10 protein-coding genes and 1 pseudogene are annotated in these 15,066 nt (G+C 65.0%); 6 read left to right on the forward strand and 5 right to left on the reverse strand.

What is annotated here, in order from left to right; all coding sequences use genetic code 11:
* Positions 1–7 precede the first annotated feature (7 nt).
* Entirely contained in the window at positions 8–898 is an 891-nt protein-coding gene (locus AC1DW9_RS05670) for an ABC transporter permease (protein ID WP_441490637.1), read from the forward strand.
* A 106-nt stretch (positions 899–1,004) separates the two neighbouring features.
* A complete protein-coding gene (locus AC1DW9_RS05675; protein WP_441504905.1) occupies positions 1,005–2,024 on the forward strand; it encodes a D-cysteine desulfhydrase family protein in 1,020 nt (339 codons plus the stop codon).
* A gap of 30 nt (positions 2,025–2,054) precedes the next feature.
* Here the strand turns inward: AC1DW9_RS05675 and AC1DW9_RS05680 are convergent, their stop codons facing one another.
* Positions 2,055–2,945, reverse strand: coding sequence for an EamA family transporter (locus AC1DW9_RS05680; protein ID WP_476775127.1), 891 nt, complete (start codon positions 2,943–2,945; stop codon positions 2,055–2,057).
* Between the two features lie 57 nt (positions 2,946–3,002).
* On the opposite strand from AC1DW9_RS05680, the pseudogene AC1DW9_RS05685 reads away from it, so the two are divergent.
* The 3 genes and pseudogenes from AC1DW9_RS05685 (at position 3,003) to AC1DW9_RS05695 (ending at position 6,280) form a co-directional block, all read left to right on the forward strand.
* Positions 3,003–3,492: pseudogene (locus AC1DW9_RS05685) on the forward strand (MarR family winged helix-turn-helix transcriptional regulator).
* A 174-nt stretch (positions 3,493–3,666) separates the two neighbouring features.
* On the forward strand, positions 3,667–4,812 hold the full coding sequence (locus AC1DW9_RS05690) for an amidohydrolase (RefSeq protein ID WP_476775050.1): 1,146 nt from the start codon (positions 3,667–3,669) through the stop codon (positions 4,810–4,812).
* A 211-nt stretch (positions 4,813–5,023) separates the two neighbouring features.
* A complete protein-coding gene (locus tag AC1DW9_RS05695) occupies positions 5,024–6,280 on the forward strand; it encodes an aminopeptidase (RefSeq protein WP_441504908.1) in 1,257 nt (418 codons plus the stop codon).
* A 102-nt stretch (positions 6,281–6,382) separates the two neighbouring features.
* Here the strand turns inward: AC1DW9_RS05695 and AC1DW9_RS05700 are convergent, their stop codons facing one another.
* Positions 6,383–8,545: a methyl-accepting chemotaxis protein gene (locus AC1DW9_RS05700; RefSeq protein WP_441504909.1), complete on the reverse strand. Its 2,163-nt coding sequence runs from the start codon at positions 8,543–8,545 to the stop codon at positions 6,383–6,385.
* Between the two features lie 276 nt (positions 8,546–8,821).
* Here AC1DW9_RS05700 and AC1DW9_RS05705 point away from each other — a divergent pair, with 276 nt between their 5' ends.
* Positions 8,822–9,172: a hypothetical protein gene (locus AC1DW9_RS05705; RefSeq protein WP_441490631.1), complete on the forward strand. Its 351-nt coding sequence runs from the start codon at positions 8,822–8,824 to the stop codon at positions 9,170–9,172.
* A gap of 20 nt (positions 9,173–9,192) precedes the next feature.
* Here the strand turns inward: AC1DW9_RS05705 and AC1DW9_RS05710 are convergent, their stop codons facing one another.
* The 3 genes from AC1DW9_RS05710 to AC1DW9_RS05720 all read right to left on the reverse strand — a co-directional run bounded on the left by AC1DW9_RS05710 (position 9,193) and on the right by AC1DW9_RS05720 (position 14,976).
* Positions 9,193–10,254, reverse strand: a complete 1,062-nt coding sequence (locus AC1DW9_RS05710) for a class I SAM-dependent methyltransferase (protein ID WP_441504910.1) — start codon at positions 10,252–10,254, stop codon at positions 9,193–9,195.
* Between the two features lie 474 nt (positions 10,255–10,728).
* On the reverse strand, positions 10,729–13,014 hold the full coding sequence (locus tag AC1DW9_RS05715) for an NADP-dependent malic enzyme (protein WP_441504911.1): 2,286 nt from the start codon (positions 13,012–13,014) through the stop codon (positions 10,729–10,731).
* 129 nt (positions 13,015–13,143) lie between these two features.
* Complete coding sequence (locus AC1DW9_RS05720) at positions 13,144–14,976, reverse strand: methyl-accepting chemotaxis protein (protein WP_476855049.1); 1,833 nt, start codon at positions 14,974–14,976, stop codon at positions 13,144–13,146.
* Positions 14,977–15,066: the final 90 nt, after the last annotated feature.

Consider the following 15,066-nt stretch of genomic DNA (forward strand, 5'->3'; position numbering starts at 1 on the left):
CGAAGCGATGAGCGTGATCACGGCCCATACCGCCCCTTCCACCCTCAGCCCTGCGCCGCGCAGTCTCGGCGCCCGGTTCAGGCGCTTCGCCCGGCGCAACCCGACGATGCTGCTGGGCGGCGCCATCCTGATCTTCTTCGTCGCGATCGCGATCTTCGCGCCACTGCTCGCCGGCGACCCGATGCTGAAGGCGCCAACACGCCGGCTGCTGCCGCCATCCGCGCAGTTCTGGTTCGGCACCGACCATCTCGGCCAGGATGTCTTCGCCCGCACCGTCTACGGAGCACGCGTCTCACTGATCGTCGGCCTCACCGTCGCGACGATCTCGATCAGCGCCGGGCTTCTTATCGGCCTGATGGCCGGCTATTACCGCTGGATCGAGACCCCGGTCATGCGCCTGATGGACGGGCTGATGGCGATTCCAGCGATCCTGCTTGCGATCGCGCTGGTCGCCCTCAACCAGGGCAGCATCGGAATCGTCATTGCCGCCATCGCCATTCCGGAACTGCCTCGCGTGGTCAGGCTCGTGCGCTCGATCGTGCTCAGTGTCCGCGAGCTGCCTTTCGTTGAGGCGGTGATCGCCTGTGGGGCGCGGACGCCGCGGATTCTGGTGCTTCACATCATGCCGAGCACCATCGCGCCCCTGATCGTGCAGGCGACCTATATCTGCGCATCGGCAATCCTGGTGGAAGCGTCGCTGTCATTCCTCGGCGCCGGCGTGCCGCCGGAAACGCCGAGCTGGGGCAACATGATCGCCTCCAGCAGACTCTACCTGGCGCGCGCGCCCTGGACGATCTTTTGTCCGGCGATCGCGCTGGCGCTGGTGGTGCTCGCGGTCAACCTGCTCGGCGACGGGCTGCGCGACAAGCTCGATCCGCGAATTTCGAGGAGGATGTGACAGCCAGGCGCATGGCTGTCCCGCCCTGGCGCGGCTGCCTTTTTCCAACCCGCCGCTATGGTGGGCCGCAGCGCCACTGCGCCGGTCTCGGTGAGGAACAATCGACATGAACAAGCCCTGGTCATTGGCTGAGCGGAGCCGGGCTCCGCTTTCGATCCTGCCGACCCCCTTCGAGGAACTGCCCCGGCTGTCGCGGGAACTCGGGCGCCATGGCCCCGCTCCCTCGATCTGGATCAAGCGGGACGACTGCACGGGCCTTGCCGGCGGCGGCAACAAGGCGCGCAAGCTCGAATATCTCGTCGGCGAAGCGCTGCAGCAGGGGGCCGATACGCTGGTCACGCTCGGGGCCATCCAGTCCAATCATGCGCGGCAGACGGCTGCGGCCGCCGCCAGGAACGGCCTCGGCTGCGTTCTGCTCCTGACCGACAAGATCAGCGGACGCAGCGCGAGCTACCGGGCCAACGGCAATATCCTGCTCGACCGATTGCTCGGCGCCGATATTCGCATCCTGACCGCCGAGCAGGACGCCATGGAGGCGCTCGAACAGAACCTGGCTGCGCTGCGTGCGCAGGGCCGACGGCCCTATTTCATCCCGATCGGCGGCTCCAATGCACTGGGCGGCCTCGCCTATCATGATGCGCTGGTCGAACTCGCCGGGCAGGCCAAGGCCGCAGGCCGACAGATCGACCATATCGTGCTGGCGACCGGCAGCGGTGGCACTCATGCCGGCATCGTTGCAGGTGTGCAGACGTTGGGCCTCGCTTGCGCCGTCCACGGCATCAGCGTCTCGCGGCAGGCCGAAGAGGCCCGCGGTATCGTCGCCGGCCTTGCGCGCGACACGCTCGCGCTTGCTGGGAGCCAGAGCGTCGCCGATGTCTCGATCACGATCGACGCAACGCAGATCGGGCCCGGCTACGGCCAGCCGACGACGGCGATGCTCGAAGCCGTGACCAGTGTCGCGCGCCTCGAGGGCATCCTTCTGGATCCCGTCTATACCGGCAAGGCTATGGCCGGGCTGTTTTCGCTGGTGCGGCGTGGCGCGTTCAGGCCCGACGAGACAGTGGTGTTCTGGCACACCGGCGGCCATCAGGGACTGTTCGCCTACGAAGAGCTGTTTCAGGGATAACCGACGACACGCGCGAGGAGGCGTGCCCCGTCACGCCTCCCGGGGTTTCGCCACCGTGGGAGCGCTGGCCGGCACAGTCTGCTGAGCGCGCTGGCTCAGCCAGACGCTGCCGAGGACGATCGCCATGCCGGCGATCTGGGCAGGGCTGAGCAATTGGCCGAGCACCGACCAGCCGAGCATGACAGCCGTCACCGGGCTGAGAAAGCCGAGCGGCGAGACCGTCGAGGGACCCAGCCGGGCAATGCCGCGAAACCAGAGGATATAGGTCAGGGCAGCGCCGATCAGCCCGAGATAGGCAAGGCCGAGGATGTTCGTGCCGGTCAGCGTCGGCGGTGCGGGTTCGAGCCAGAGGACCACTGGCAGCAGCAGGGCTCCTCCCGCGGTCAGCTGCCAGGCGGTGAAGGTCAGTGGCGAGACCGGCGGCTGCCAGCGCCGGCTCAGGACCGTGCCCGCCGCCATCGACAGCGCACTGGCGAGACCAGCGGCGATGCCGAGCGGATCGAGCGCAGCCTGCGGCGTCAGAATCAGCAGCGCGACACCTGCCATGCCGGCGATGGCCGCGACGATGGCGAGCGGGCGGATGGCGAAACCGAGCAGCAGACGCGCGAGGAGCAGGACGACGAGCGGCTGGATCGCCCCTACGGTCGCCGCGACACCGCCCGGCAGCCGATAGGCTGCGATGAACAGCATCCACCAGAACAGCGAGAAATTGAGCGCGCCGAGGAGGAGAACCCGTCCCCACCAGATTCCCTGCGGCAATTGCCGGACGGCGAGCAGCAGCAGGAGGCCAGCCGGGAGCGCACGCAGCATCGACACGGTCAGTGGGTAGCCCTGCGGCAGGAACTCCGTCGTCACCAGATAGGTGCTGCCCCAGATAGCTGGGGCGATCGCGGTCAGCAGCAAGTCGGCATTGCGGGCCATGATGGCGGTCTCGCTCATTATCTTGACGTCAAGATATTTGGTCGCAACGATGGCGGCATGGACCATGTCGACGGAATTCTCGCGCAGTGGAACCGGGAAAGACCGGACCTCGATGTCACGCCGATGGGGTTGTTCGGCCGCATGAAGCGGCTCTCGCAGCATCTCGGCCGTGAGATGGAGAAGACCTTCACCGAGCATGGCCTCAACAGCGCAAGTTTCGACGTGCTGGCGACACTGCGGCGCTCCGGCCCTCCCTATAGACTGTCGCCGGGAGATCTGCTGGCGACGATGATGATCACCTCGCACGCTGACGAACCGCATCGACCAGCTCGAGAAGACGGGCCTCGTCGAGCGCACCCATAACCCCGAAGATCGCCGCAGTTTCATCATTTCACTGACCGAGCGTGGATTTGCGACAATCGAGGCTGCTGTCACAGCACATGTCGCAACCCAGGCGCAGCTGAGTTCCATTCTCTCCGCGGATGAGAACGCGGCCCTCAACGCACTGCTGGGCAAGTACCTGGCGGGTTTCGAAGGCAGCCGGTGAGGCCTTGCGTCGGGGGGCTGCCTCCGCAGTAAACTCGGCTTGTGGGCCAGGAATGAGCACAGCGCGCCCCCCGCAGGCAAGAATGGCGCTTGCCGCTCCACGCAAGTTGATAATTCTCTGGCCATACGAAGCCGGCATCAGGTCTGGTTCAGCCGGCGCTCAGGGGATAGCGGAATGTTTCTCACCAACTCCGACATGGTCGAGCTTGTCGCCTGGCGGCAGCAGTTGCACCGCTCTCCCGAGATATCGGGCGAGGAGCAGGAGACGGCGAAGGCAGTGGTTGCCTTCCTTGCCCCGAGCGAGCCGGACCGTATCGTGACCGGGCTCGGCGGCCACGGCGTCGCGGCTATTTATGAAGGGCGCGAGCCGGGGCCGACAGTGATGGTTCGCTGCGAACTCGACGCCCTGCCGATCGAGGAAATCTCCGAGAGCCCCCATCGCTCCCAGGTGCCGGGCAAATCCCATGCCTGCGGCCATGACGGGCACATGACCATGGTCGCTGCGCTCTCACGCGGGCTCGGCCGCCAACGGCCGCAGCGCGGCCGCGCGGTGCTGCTGTTCCAGCCGGCAGAGGAGAACGGCGCAGGTGCCGCCGCCGTCATCGCCGATCCGAAATTCGCAGAAATCGCGCCGGATTACGCATTCTCGCTGCACAATAAACCCGGCCTGCCATTGGGCTACATCATCCTCTCCGAAGGTCCGGCAAACTGCGCCTCGCGCGGACTGCAGATCGTGCTGACTGGCAAGACCTCGCATGCCTCCATGCCGGAACACGGCATCTCCCCGGTTGCGGCGGTAGCCCGGCTGATGCCGGCATTGACGGCGCTCGGCCCCGGCGGTCCACTCGACGCGGCCTATGCGCTCGTCACCGTGACCCACGCTGCAATCGGCGAAGCTGCCTTTGGCATCGCACCCGGCCGGGCCGAAATTTGGGCGACGCTGCGCACGCTGAACGATGCGCAAATGGGCGCGCTTTGCACACGGGCCGAAGCGCTGGTGCGCGAAGCGGCTGAAGCATCGGGTCTTGGCATCGAGCTGAGCTATCACGACGTCTTCCATCACTGCGAAAACGATGCCGAGGCGGTGGCGCTCCTGCGCAAGGCCTTCGATGACGAGAAGCTGCGGCACGGTGAGGGCTCGCCCTCGCGCGGCTCCGAGGATTTCGGCCTGTTCGGCCGCCAGGCGAAATCGGCGATGTTCATCCTAGGCTCGGGCAAAAACTCGCCGCAGCTGCACAACCCGGATTTCGATTTTCCCGATGCCCTGATCGAGCCCGGTTCGCGCGCCTTCATGCGCACGCTGCGCAATTTGCTCGGCTAGATCCTCGGACCCGATATCGTATCCGATCCGAGGATCCAGCCTCTGCATTTGCATCGGCTTTCCCGAAAACCGCAATCCACTTTTCGGGCCGATGCCTTAGCCCATTGCACCTGACCAAGTGGGCGATGTTCTTGTTGCCAAACCGCAAAGACGCCCTGATCGGCTGCATGATGCCGATCAGGGATTTGCCAAGCATGAGAGGCCGTATTCCATGACCACGCATCAGCCGAATATCCTGGCATCGATCGATCCGGCCAAGCTCGACAGGCTCGCCGAAGTCGCCGTCAAGGTCGGCCTGAATCTCGAGGCCGGGCAGGATCTGTTCCTGACCGCGCCGGTCGCCGCCCTGCCACTGGTCCGGCGGATCGCCGAGCACGCCTACAAGGCCGGTGCCGGGCTCGTGACGCCGATGCTGGCGGATGAGGAGGTAACGCTCTCACGCTATCGCCATGCCCCGGATGCAAGCTTCGACCGGGCGCCGGGCTGGCTCTATGAAGGCGTCGGCAAAGCCTTTGCCGCCAACACCGCGCGCCTCGCCATCGTTGGCGATAACCCGATGCTGCTCTCAGGGCAGGATCCAGCCAAGGTCGCGCGCGCCAACAAGGCCAATTCGATCGCCTATCAGCCCGCTCTCGAGAAAATCGCCGGCTTCGAGATCAACTGGAATATCCTGGCCTATCCGACCGCGTCCTGGGCCCGCCAGGTCTTCCCGGACGAGGCAGAGGACATCGCTGTCGCCAAGCTGGCCGAGGCGATATTCGCTGCCTCACGGGTTGACCGTGCCGACCCCATTTCGGCCTGGGCTGCGCATAATGCGACGCTCCGCAGCCGGACGCAGTGGCTGAACGGGCAGAACTTCCATTCGCTGCACTTTTCCGGGCCGGGCACGAACCTGACGATCGGGCTTGCCGACGGCCATGAGTGGCAGGGCGGCGCCTCGACTGCCAAAAACGGCGTGACCTGCAATGCCAACATCCCGACCGAAGAGGTCTTCACCACGCCGCATGCAAGGCGGGTCTCCGGCCATGTCGTCAGTACCAAGCCGCTCTCGCATCAGGGCACGCTAATCGATGGCATCTCGGTGCGCTTTGAAGAAGGGCGTATCGTCGAGGCCAGGGCCACGCGTGGTGAGGAGGTGCTGAACAAGGTTCTCGACACCGATGAGGGTGCGCGTCGCCTCGGCGAAGTGGCGTTGGTGCCGCATTCCTCGCCGATCTCGCAGAGTGGCGTCCTGTTCTACAATACGCTCTTCGACGAGAACGCCTCCTGCCATATCGCGCTCGGCCAGTGCTATTCGAAATGTTTCGTCGATGGCGCCAGGCTCACGCCCGAGCAGATCGCGGCGCAAGGCGGCAACAAGAGCTTCATCCATATCGACTGGATGATCGGCTCGAACCAGGTCGATATCGACGGTGTGCATGCCGATGGCAGCCGCGTCGCAGTCTTCCGCCAGGGCGAATGGGCCTGAGCAGCCTCGCACAGGCCACGTCTCTCCGCTGATACGAAAAGGCCACCGGGCGAACCCGGTGGCCTCTTCATTTGACGTGTATCGTGCCCCTAGGCGGCAGGCTTAGAACTCTTCCCAGCCCGCATCGGACGCGCGGCCGTTGACGACCTTCTTGGCCGGCATGACGGGGCGCTTCGGCGCAGCCTTGGTCTGTGCGAAGGCCGCCTCGGCAAGCTGGCGCAGGCGCTCGGGCTCAGGGCCTCCTGCATCGATCGCCTCGACATCGGAGGCGCGCAACGCGGGCGGCGCGTAGGACGCTGCCCTGGTCGCAAGGCGCGCGGGGCGGGGCGCCATCTGGGTGACGGCAGCGGCCGCGATCGGGGCGGCCATCGGCCGTCCCTGCTCCGGCCCAGTCCGGAAGGCCGCAACGAGGTCGTTGAGCTGGCCGATCCGCGACGTCAGCGACGCAGCGGAGGCAGCACTCTGCTCGGCCAAAGCCGCGTTCTGCTGGGTCATTTCGTCGAGATGCGCGACAGCCTGGCTCATCTCGTCGATGCCATTGGCCTGTTCGCCGGACGCGGTCGAGATCTCGGCGATGGTGGCAGCGACCTTCTGCGACGCATCGAGGATTTCGGTCAGGGCCGCACCGGCCTGACGCACGAGTTCGACGCCCTCGGTGACCTCTGCATTCGAGGAGGAGATCAGCCCCGAGATGTCCTTGGCGGCGGCGCCTGAGCGCTGCGCCAGGGTACGCACTTCCGACGCAACGACCGCAAACCCCTTGCCGGCATCTCCGGCTCGCGCCGCCTCGACCGCCGCGTTGAGCGCGAGCAGATTGGTCTGGAAGGCAATATCGTCGATCACGCGGATAATGTCGGAGATCTTCTTCGAAGCGCTTTCGATGCGCGCCATGGCCTCGACGGCCCTGCCGGCAATCTCGCCGCCCGACTGCGCAGCTCGCATCGCGTCCTCGGCGATCGTCGCGGCCTGTTTCGAAGACTGGGCCGAAGCCTTGACCGAAGCAGCAAGCTCCTCGGTCGTCGCGGCGGTCTCCTCGAGCGAAGACGCCTGCTCCTCGGTGCGCTTCGACAGGTCGTCGGCGCCCGTGTTGATCTCGCGGGACGCCAGACCGACATCGCCGGCGGTCACCTGGATTGTGCGCACGGTCGAGGACAGGCGATCGACGGTCTCGTTGATCGCGCCCTTCAGATCGGCGAAGCGACCGCGATAAGTGGTATCGACTCGGTTCGTCAGGTCACCGGAGGCAACAGCCTGCAACACCTTCGCGAACTCGGTCGTGGCAGAATCAACCACCGCGTTGATCTCGTTGATGCCGCTGATCAGCTTCTGCATTTGTTCGTCAGCGCCATCGATGGCGAGCCGCGCCGAGAAGTCACCGGACGCAGCAGCCGCAACGACCTCGCCGACATCCGACACGACCGAGGCCATCGACTCGGCCTGACGCAGGCGACGCTCCGCACTTGCGCGCTCCTCCGCCTGCAGTGCGGCGACTTGCTCGGTGCTTTCACGCAACACCGAGACGGCGCGGGCCATGGTGCCGATCTCGTCCTGACGGGCGACATGCGGCACATCGACCTTGGTATCGCCGGCGGTCAGGCGCTCCATGACAGCACTGAGGGCGAGGATCGGCGAGGTGACCGAGCGCTGCGCGAAGATCAATGCCGCACCGAGCGCACCCACCAGGGTCACGAGCAGCACCAGCGGCAGAACCAGCCTGGCCTGCTTCGTGAAGGCTGCCGCCTCGTCGCCGAGCACGTTTCCGGCATCCTCGTTGCGCTTACCGAATGCGACCAGGAGATCGTTCACGGCCTTCCGGTTCGCCCGGTTCAGATCGGTATTGCCCTGCGCATTGGCCGCAGCGGCCGAAACCTGCCGCCCGATACGAACGGTTTCAGTCCGATAGGTGATAAAATCCGCGACCGCCTTCTCGATCTGAGAAACACGTTCCTGTTCGCTCGCCGGGGAAAGCGCCTTCAGCCGTTCGACGAGCTGCCGCATCTGCGGGAAGCGATCTTCCATCCCCTTGCCGTATTGCTCGATCTCCTGCGCGTTCTTGGCCATGTAGATGCCGCGCGACTCCATCACGACACCCGTTACGTGCCCGTTGAGCCGCTCCGTCAGCAAGGCGATGTCGCCCTGGTTGCTTGCGCGTTCGTTCAGACTATCCGCCTTCGAGAGTGCATAGAAACTCAGCACTGCCGAAATGAGCGCGGCCGCTGCAACAATGAGCAGCATGGTCAGGATCTTGATACGGATGGACTTCATCGAACTGCGCCCCGACGCATTATATTTTTTGTTATCAACGCGACACGCTCGCGCGTGGTTGCGGCCAAGAAGAAGGAGCCCTTGCAGGCAAGGGCTGGCGGACAGGCTGCACGGCAGAGCCGTGCATTTCCCATCAAATCACCAAAATCTGTAAAGAACGCTTTAAGCAGAGTGCGCGGGATCATTTCCCGGGGAGCATTTCGGCGCGACTGCGGCCTCATCGACTAGTCCAGCGCGGGGCCTGGATACTTCAGCATCCTTGCAAGTAGTTCAACAATGATTGAACTGCGTAGAGCGAGCGCGGCCACGGATTTCGGGCAGGACGCTGTTCCCGTCACATTCCGCTTCGGCGTTAACGTCTTACTGACCCTGCGGAACGAAACTGACGGCACGATTCGCCGTCAGTTAGAGTTCCCAATGGGCCAGATCCTCCAGTTCCGCTTACCCGTACAGCCGCTCACCATGCCGGAACCGCTGGACATCGACCTTCTGACGGCCGTCGACGTCGCGCTGCGCGACCTTGCCGAGATCACCCAGTACATCACCCTCCCCTCGGCACGGGACCAGGCGGAAGCCTGCCGCTTGATGCTGCAGGATGCCTATGACGCGGCGACGGCCACCGGCTGAAACGCCGGCGGGGGGCTCTCTCAGGCCCGAACCTCGAAGACCATGTTGAACGGGGTCTCGGTCGCACGTCGGAAATGCGAGAATCCGGCATCGAGCACAACCTTGCGAAGGCGCATCTCGCCGGCCTGGGCGCCAAGCCCGAGGCCCACCTCCTGAGACAGGGAGGCCGGCGTGCAGATCAACGTCGAGGCGCCATAATAGATCCGGCCTACCGGGTTGAGATTGTCCTTCAGGCTATCATGCGCAAAGGGCTCGACGATCATCCAGGTGCCGTTCGGGCCCAAGGTCTCCTTGACGTGCCTGCCTGCACCGACGGGATCGCCCATGTCGTGCAGGCAGTCGAACATGGCGACGAGATCCCAGGACCGACCTGGAAAGTCCTTCGCGCTGGCCTGTGCGAAGAACACGCGTTCGGCGACACCGGCTTCCTCCGCCGCGACGCGCGCGCGTTCTATCGAGGGCCCGTGATAGTCGAAGCCCGTAAAGGTGGACTTGGGATAGGCCAAGGCCATCAGAATGGTCGAAGCGCCATGGCCGCAGCCGACATCGGCAACGACGGCGCCCTCCTCCAGGCGCTCCTGCACGCCGTCCAGTGCCGGGAGCCAGTCTGCCACAAGGTGGCTGTTGTACCCGGGCCGGAAGAAGCGCTCGGTGCCGCGAAACAGGCAGTTGCTGTGCTCATGCCAGCCTAAGCCCTTGCCGGTCCGGAACGCTTCCGCAACCTTGGGTTCATCGATCCACATCGACTGGACGATTTCGAAGGCGCCCGCGAAAAAGGCGGGACTGTCGTCCTCGGCGAAGACCATCGCCTGTTCCGCGGTCAGGCTGAAGCGGTCTTCGCCCTCGTCATAGGCCACATAGCCGGCGGCCGCCTGCGCTGACAGCCACTCCCGCAAATAGCGTTCCTTCAAGCCGGTCCTTTGCGCGAGCATCTGCGGGCTGACGGGCTCTCCATCCGCCATCGCCTTGAAGAGCCCAAGTCTGTCCCCGAGCACAACAAGCGCGCCCGAAACGGAGGCGCCGACATCGCCCACGAGATTGCCGATCAGGGCGTCAAGTTTTTGCATATCGGGTTCACGCATCACGTCCTCCCGGTCGAGCGAACTCATCCGGCATCGACGGACGAGTCCCGTTCCAAGTTGGGTTGAGCAGAAGAAGGCCCGAGAGCGCAGATTCTGCGCTATCCGTGGCAATTTCAGGACTGGCCCAGCCTTCGAACTGCGCCGGCGCCCGGCTCGAACCCGATCTGGAACAGTGAGTTGCCCCACCGAGAAACCTGCGATGGAGCCATGCCGCACGGCAACAAATCCGCCTGCACCGACAAGCAAAGGCGCGAGGCCAGGCGCACGAATGAGAGCGGCGGCGGCAACAAGACCTGTTCGGGCCGGAGCATACCGATTGCGAGCGGCCGCACCAAAGGCCGGACCCCGAACGCTCGGCCCCGGCCAGGAGGACGGCCGAGACCCGCAGGAAGAAGGCGTCCCGAACTCCTGGCCGTCATCGCCAAGAGGCCGCGACGCAATCCAGCACCGGGGGCGCTGGATTGCCGAGCGCGCTTAGCCGCCGATATTGAAGGCTGCCAGCGCCGCCATGTTAACGATGTCGGAATCCTTGGCGCCGAGCGGCACGATCTGCACCGGCTTGTCGAGACCGACGATCAGCGGACCGATCACGGTCGAGCCTCCGAGTTCCTGCAGCATCTTGGTCGAGATCGACGCCGAGTGGAACGCCGGCATGACAAGCACATTGGCCGGCGCGGTCAGGCGACAGAACGGGTACTGGCTCATCACGTCGCGATTGAGCGCGACATCGGCCGCCATCTCGCCGTCATATTCGAAATCGACGCGCTGCCCATCGAGGATCTTGACCGCCTCGCGCACCTTCTCGGAGCGCTCGCCCGCCGGATGGCCGAAGGTCGAAAAAGCGAGCATTGCAACCTTCGGCTCATAGCCGAGACGCCGCGCCACACCTGCTGCCTCGATGGCGATTTCAGACAGTTCCCGCGCCGAAGGCATCTCCGTGATCGCCGTGTCGGCGACAAGCACCGTGCGGCCGCGAGAGATCACGACGGAGACGCCGATCAGCCGGTGCCCCGGCTTGTCGTCGATGACACGCCGGACCTCCTCCAGGGCGATCGAGTAGTTGCGGGTGACGCCCGTCACCATCGCGTCGGCATCGCCGAGCGCCACCATCGCAGCAGCGAAATGGTTGCGATCCTGGTTGATCAGGCGCTGGCAGTCGCGGAACAGGTAGCCATGCCGCTGCAGGCGCTCATAGACATACTGGGCATAGGCGGTGTTTCGATGCGAGAGCCGCGCGTTCTGGATCTCGATGCCCTTGGCTTCAAGGTCGACACCGAGGAAGGTCGCGGTTTCGCTGATCCGGTCCTCGCGGCCGACCAGAATGGCGTGGCCCAGTCCTTGATTGACGAAGGAGGTCGCGGCGCGAATGACCTGCTCCTCCTCGCCCTCGGCGAAGACGACGCGCTTGGGGTAGCGGCGAACCCGCTCAAAGATGCGGTTCAGCGTGCCCGCGACCGGATCGCGCCGCGCCGAGAGCTGCGCCTTGTAGGCGCCGGTATCGACAATCGGTTTGCCGGCAACGCCTGTTTCCATCGCGGCCTTGGCGACAGCCATCGGCACGACATGGATCAGACGCGGATCGAACGGGACCGGGATGATATAGTCCTTGCCGTAGCGCGGGCGCGCACCCTGGTAGGCGGCTGCCACCTCGTCCGGCACATCCTCGCGTGCGAGCGAGGCAAGAGCCTCGGCAGCGGCGATCTTCATCTCCATGTTGATCGTGGTGGCGCGGACATCGAGTGCGCCACGGAAGATGAAGGGAAAGCCGAGGACGTTGTTGACCTGGTTCGGATAATCCGAGCGACCCGTCGCCATGATGGCGTCGTCACGCACTGCTGCGACCTCTTCCGGCGTGATCTCCGGGTCGGGATTGGCCATGGCGAAGATGATCGGGTTCGGAGCCATGGAGCGAACCATGTCCGACGTCACCGCACCCTTCTGGCTGAGGCCGAAGAAGGCGTCGGCGCCCTCCATCGCCTGGGCGAGCGTGCGCCGGTCGGTGATGGCTGCATGCGCCGACTTCCACTGGTTCATGCCCTCCGTGCGGCCCTGATAGATCACGCCCTTGGTGTCGCAGAGGATGACGTTGTCGGGCTTGAAGCCCATCGCCTTGAGCAACTCGGTGCAGGCGATGGCGGCAGCGCCCGCGCCATTGACGACGAGCCTGGTCGTCTTGACGTCGCGGCCAGTCAGATCGAGCGCATTGATCAGGCCGGCGGCGGCGATGATCGCAGTGCCGTGCTGGTCGTCATGAAAGACCGGAATATCCATCAATTCGCGCAGGCGCTCTTCGATGATGAAGCATTCCGGCGCCTTGATGTCCTCGAGATTGATGCCGCCGAAAGACGGTCCGAGATAGCGCACCGCATTGATGAAGGCGTCGGCGTCTTCGGTGTCGACCTCGAGATCGATCGAGTCGACATCGGCGAAGCGCTTGAACAGCACCGCCTTGCCTTCCATCACCGGCTTGGAGGCAAGCGCGCCAAGATTGCCGAGACCGAGGATCGCCGTTCCGTTGGTGATCACCGCCACGAGATTCGAACGGGTGGTGTAGTCATAGGCCCGCGACGGATCTTCCGCGATCGCCAGCACCGGCACCGCAACGCCCGGCGAATAGGCCAGCGAGAGGTCTCGCTGGGTCGCCATCGGCTTGGTCGGCACGATCTCGAGCTTGCCCGGCCGCCCCTGCGAGTGGAACAGCAACGCCTCCTGATCGGTGAAGGTCGGGCGGGCGCGTTTGGTCGGCGGGCTATCGTTCATGCGACTGTTCTTTTTGTGAGCGTTTCCTGAAGGGTACCGACATTAGGTCAGCCGGCAGCCGCTCCACAAGGCGCGATTGCGGATCAGGGCTGATGACGATGACGCAAGAATGAAGGGCGGTCGCCGACTTCAGAGCCTGCCCCGAACGCTGCGGACGAAATCACCGACATAGCGATCGAGCGCAACCGTCTGCTCGCTGACCTGGCGCGCAGCCTCCACCACCTGAATGGCGCTCTCGCCGGTCATCCGGGCCTCGCCGCCGACGCTGCCGACACTCTCACTGACCGCATTGGTGCTGCCGGCGACAAGCACCGCGTCCGAGGCGATGCCGGAGACGATCCCGGCCTGCCGACCGACGACCTCGGCAATGGCGCTGGAGGTCTGCTCGATCGCGCTCATCGTGCCTTCGATCCGCGCGATCGCATCTGAAGCGGTGGAGGCGGCAGAGCGGATATCCTGCAGCGTGTCGGCGATGTCGCGCGTCGCCTTCTGCGTCTGCTCCGCAAGGTTCTTCACCTCCCCGGCAACGACGGCAAACCCGCGCCCTGCCGCCCCGGCACGCGCCGCCTCGATCGTGGCATTGAGCGCGAGCAGATTGGTCCGGGAGGCGATGTCCTCGATGAAGGCGAGCACGGAGCTGACCTTGTCGGCAGCCTCGGTGAGACCGGAAACATCGCGGCGCGTGGAGCGGACATAGCTTGCCGCCTCGCGCGCGGTGTCGTCGGCGTGCAAGGTCTGGCGCGTCAGCTCGCGGATCGAGGCATCGATCTCCTCGGCGGCGACCGCGACGCTGCCGACGCGCTGGGAGGCATTCTCGGCCTGGTGCGTCACATCGACGGCGCGCAGTGCCGTGCTATTGGCGTTCTCAGCCATCTGGCTCGCAGCCTGGTGCATATCGCGCACCGAAGCGCCAACCTGCCGCAAGGCCTGCCCCACGGTGACCTCGAGGTCACCGGCAAGTTCGGTCAAGGCTGCCTTGCGTTGTTCCTCCAGGGTCTGCTGGCGCGCTTCCAGAGTCTTCTCGTCGGTAATGTCGAGCAGGATGCCGTCCCAGACCACAGAGCCATCCGCCATCTTGCGCCGCGTCGATTCGCTGCGCAGCCAGACGATCGATCCGCCCGCGCCGCGGTAGCGCGCCTCAAAACGCCAGAGCGTGGCGGCCCCTTCCGGCGCCGCCCGCAGCTGCTCGAACCGCTCCCGGTCCTCGGGCAGCATCCTGYCGAGCCAGATCTCCGGGTCGCGCTCGACCTCTTCCCTGGCAATGCCAAGCGACTTGTCTATGGAGAAGGAGGCGAACCGATAGCTCGTCCCACCCGCGGGATGAAGGATGCGTTGATAGAGCGTGCCCGGCGCCCGCTGGATCAATGTCCGTAGCCTGTAGGAATTCTCGCGCCGCTCACGATCATTATTGATGACGAGGCCAACGAGCATCGTGCCCGCAGCACTGACGGCAATCATGGCCGGCACGGCCTCGCGGAGAAACCGCTCGGCGACAACCCAGCTCGGCATGAAGACCGCCGAGGCGAGCAGGCAACCGGCCCCGACCAGGCTCAGCGCCGCAAGATCGCGGAACGCCAGCGGGCGCCTGCGCCGACCCAGCCAGGCGGCGTAGGCGACACCGGCAAGGGCGTGCAGCACGATTCCCGCAACCCCGGTCGGCATACCGGCCCCGCCATTGGCGTAACGCATGGCGGCAAGCCAAACAGCAGTGACAGCGGCGGCCAGGGGCCCTCCAACCGGCCCGGCCAGAATGGCGAAGACATTGCGGGAATCAATGGCGATGCCGGGCTGGAGCACAAAGGGATGCGCCATGCTGAGTAGGCCGCCGATTGAAAACAGGACTCCGACACAGCATTGGCGCAGCCAGGGCCGCCCCTCGATCAACGGGGCCGCAATGGTCAGGATCAACGCCGCAAGCAGCAGGAACGAAAGGCTCTCGACGAGACTGATCAGAAGCAGCATGAACGGGCCTTGGGCCGGAATGATGAAATGACCGTGCTTTCAATTGTTGAAAGTCTCGCTAACGGATGGCGGCGCGCGTGGTTTTTGATA

The sequence above is a fragment of the Allobosea sp. P4_E12 genome (assembly GCF_056401655.1).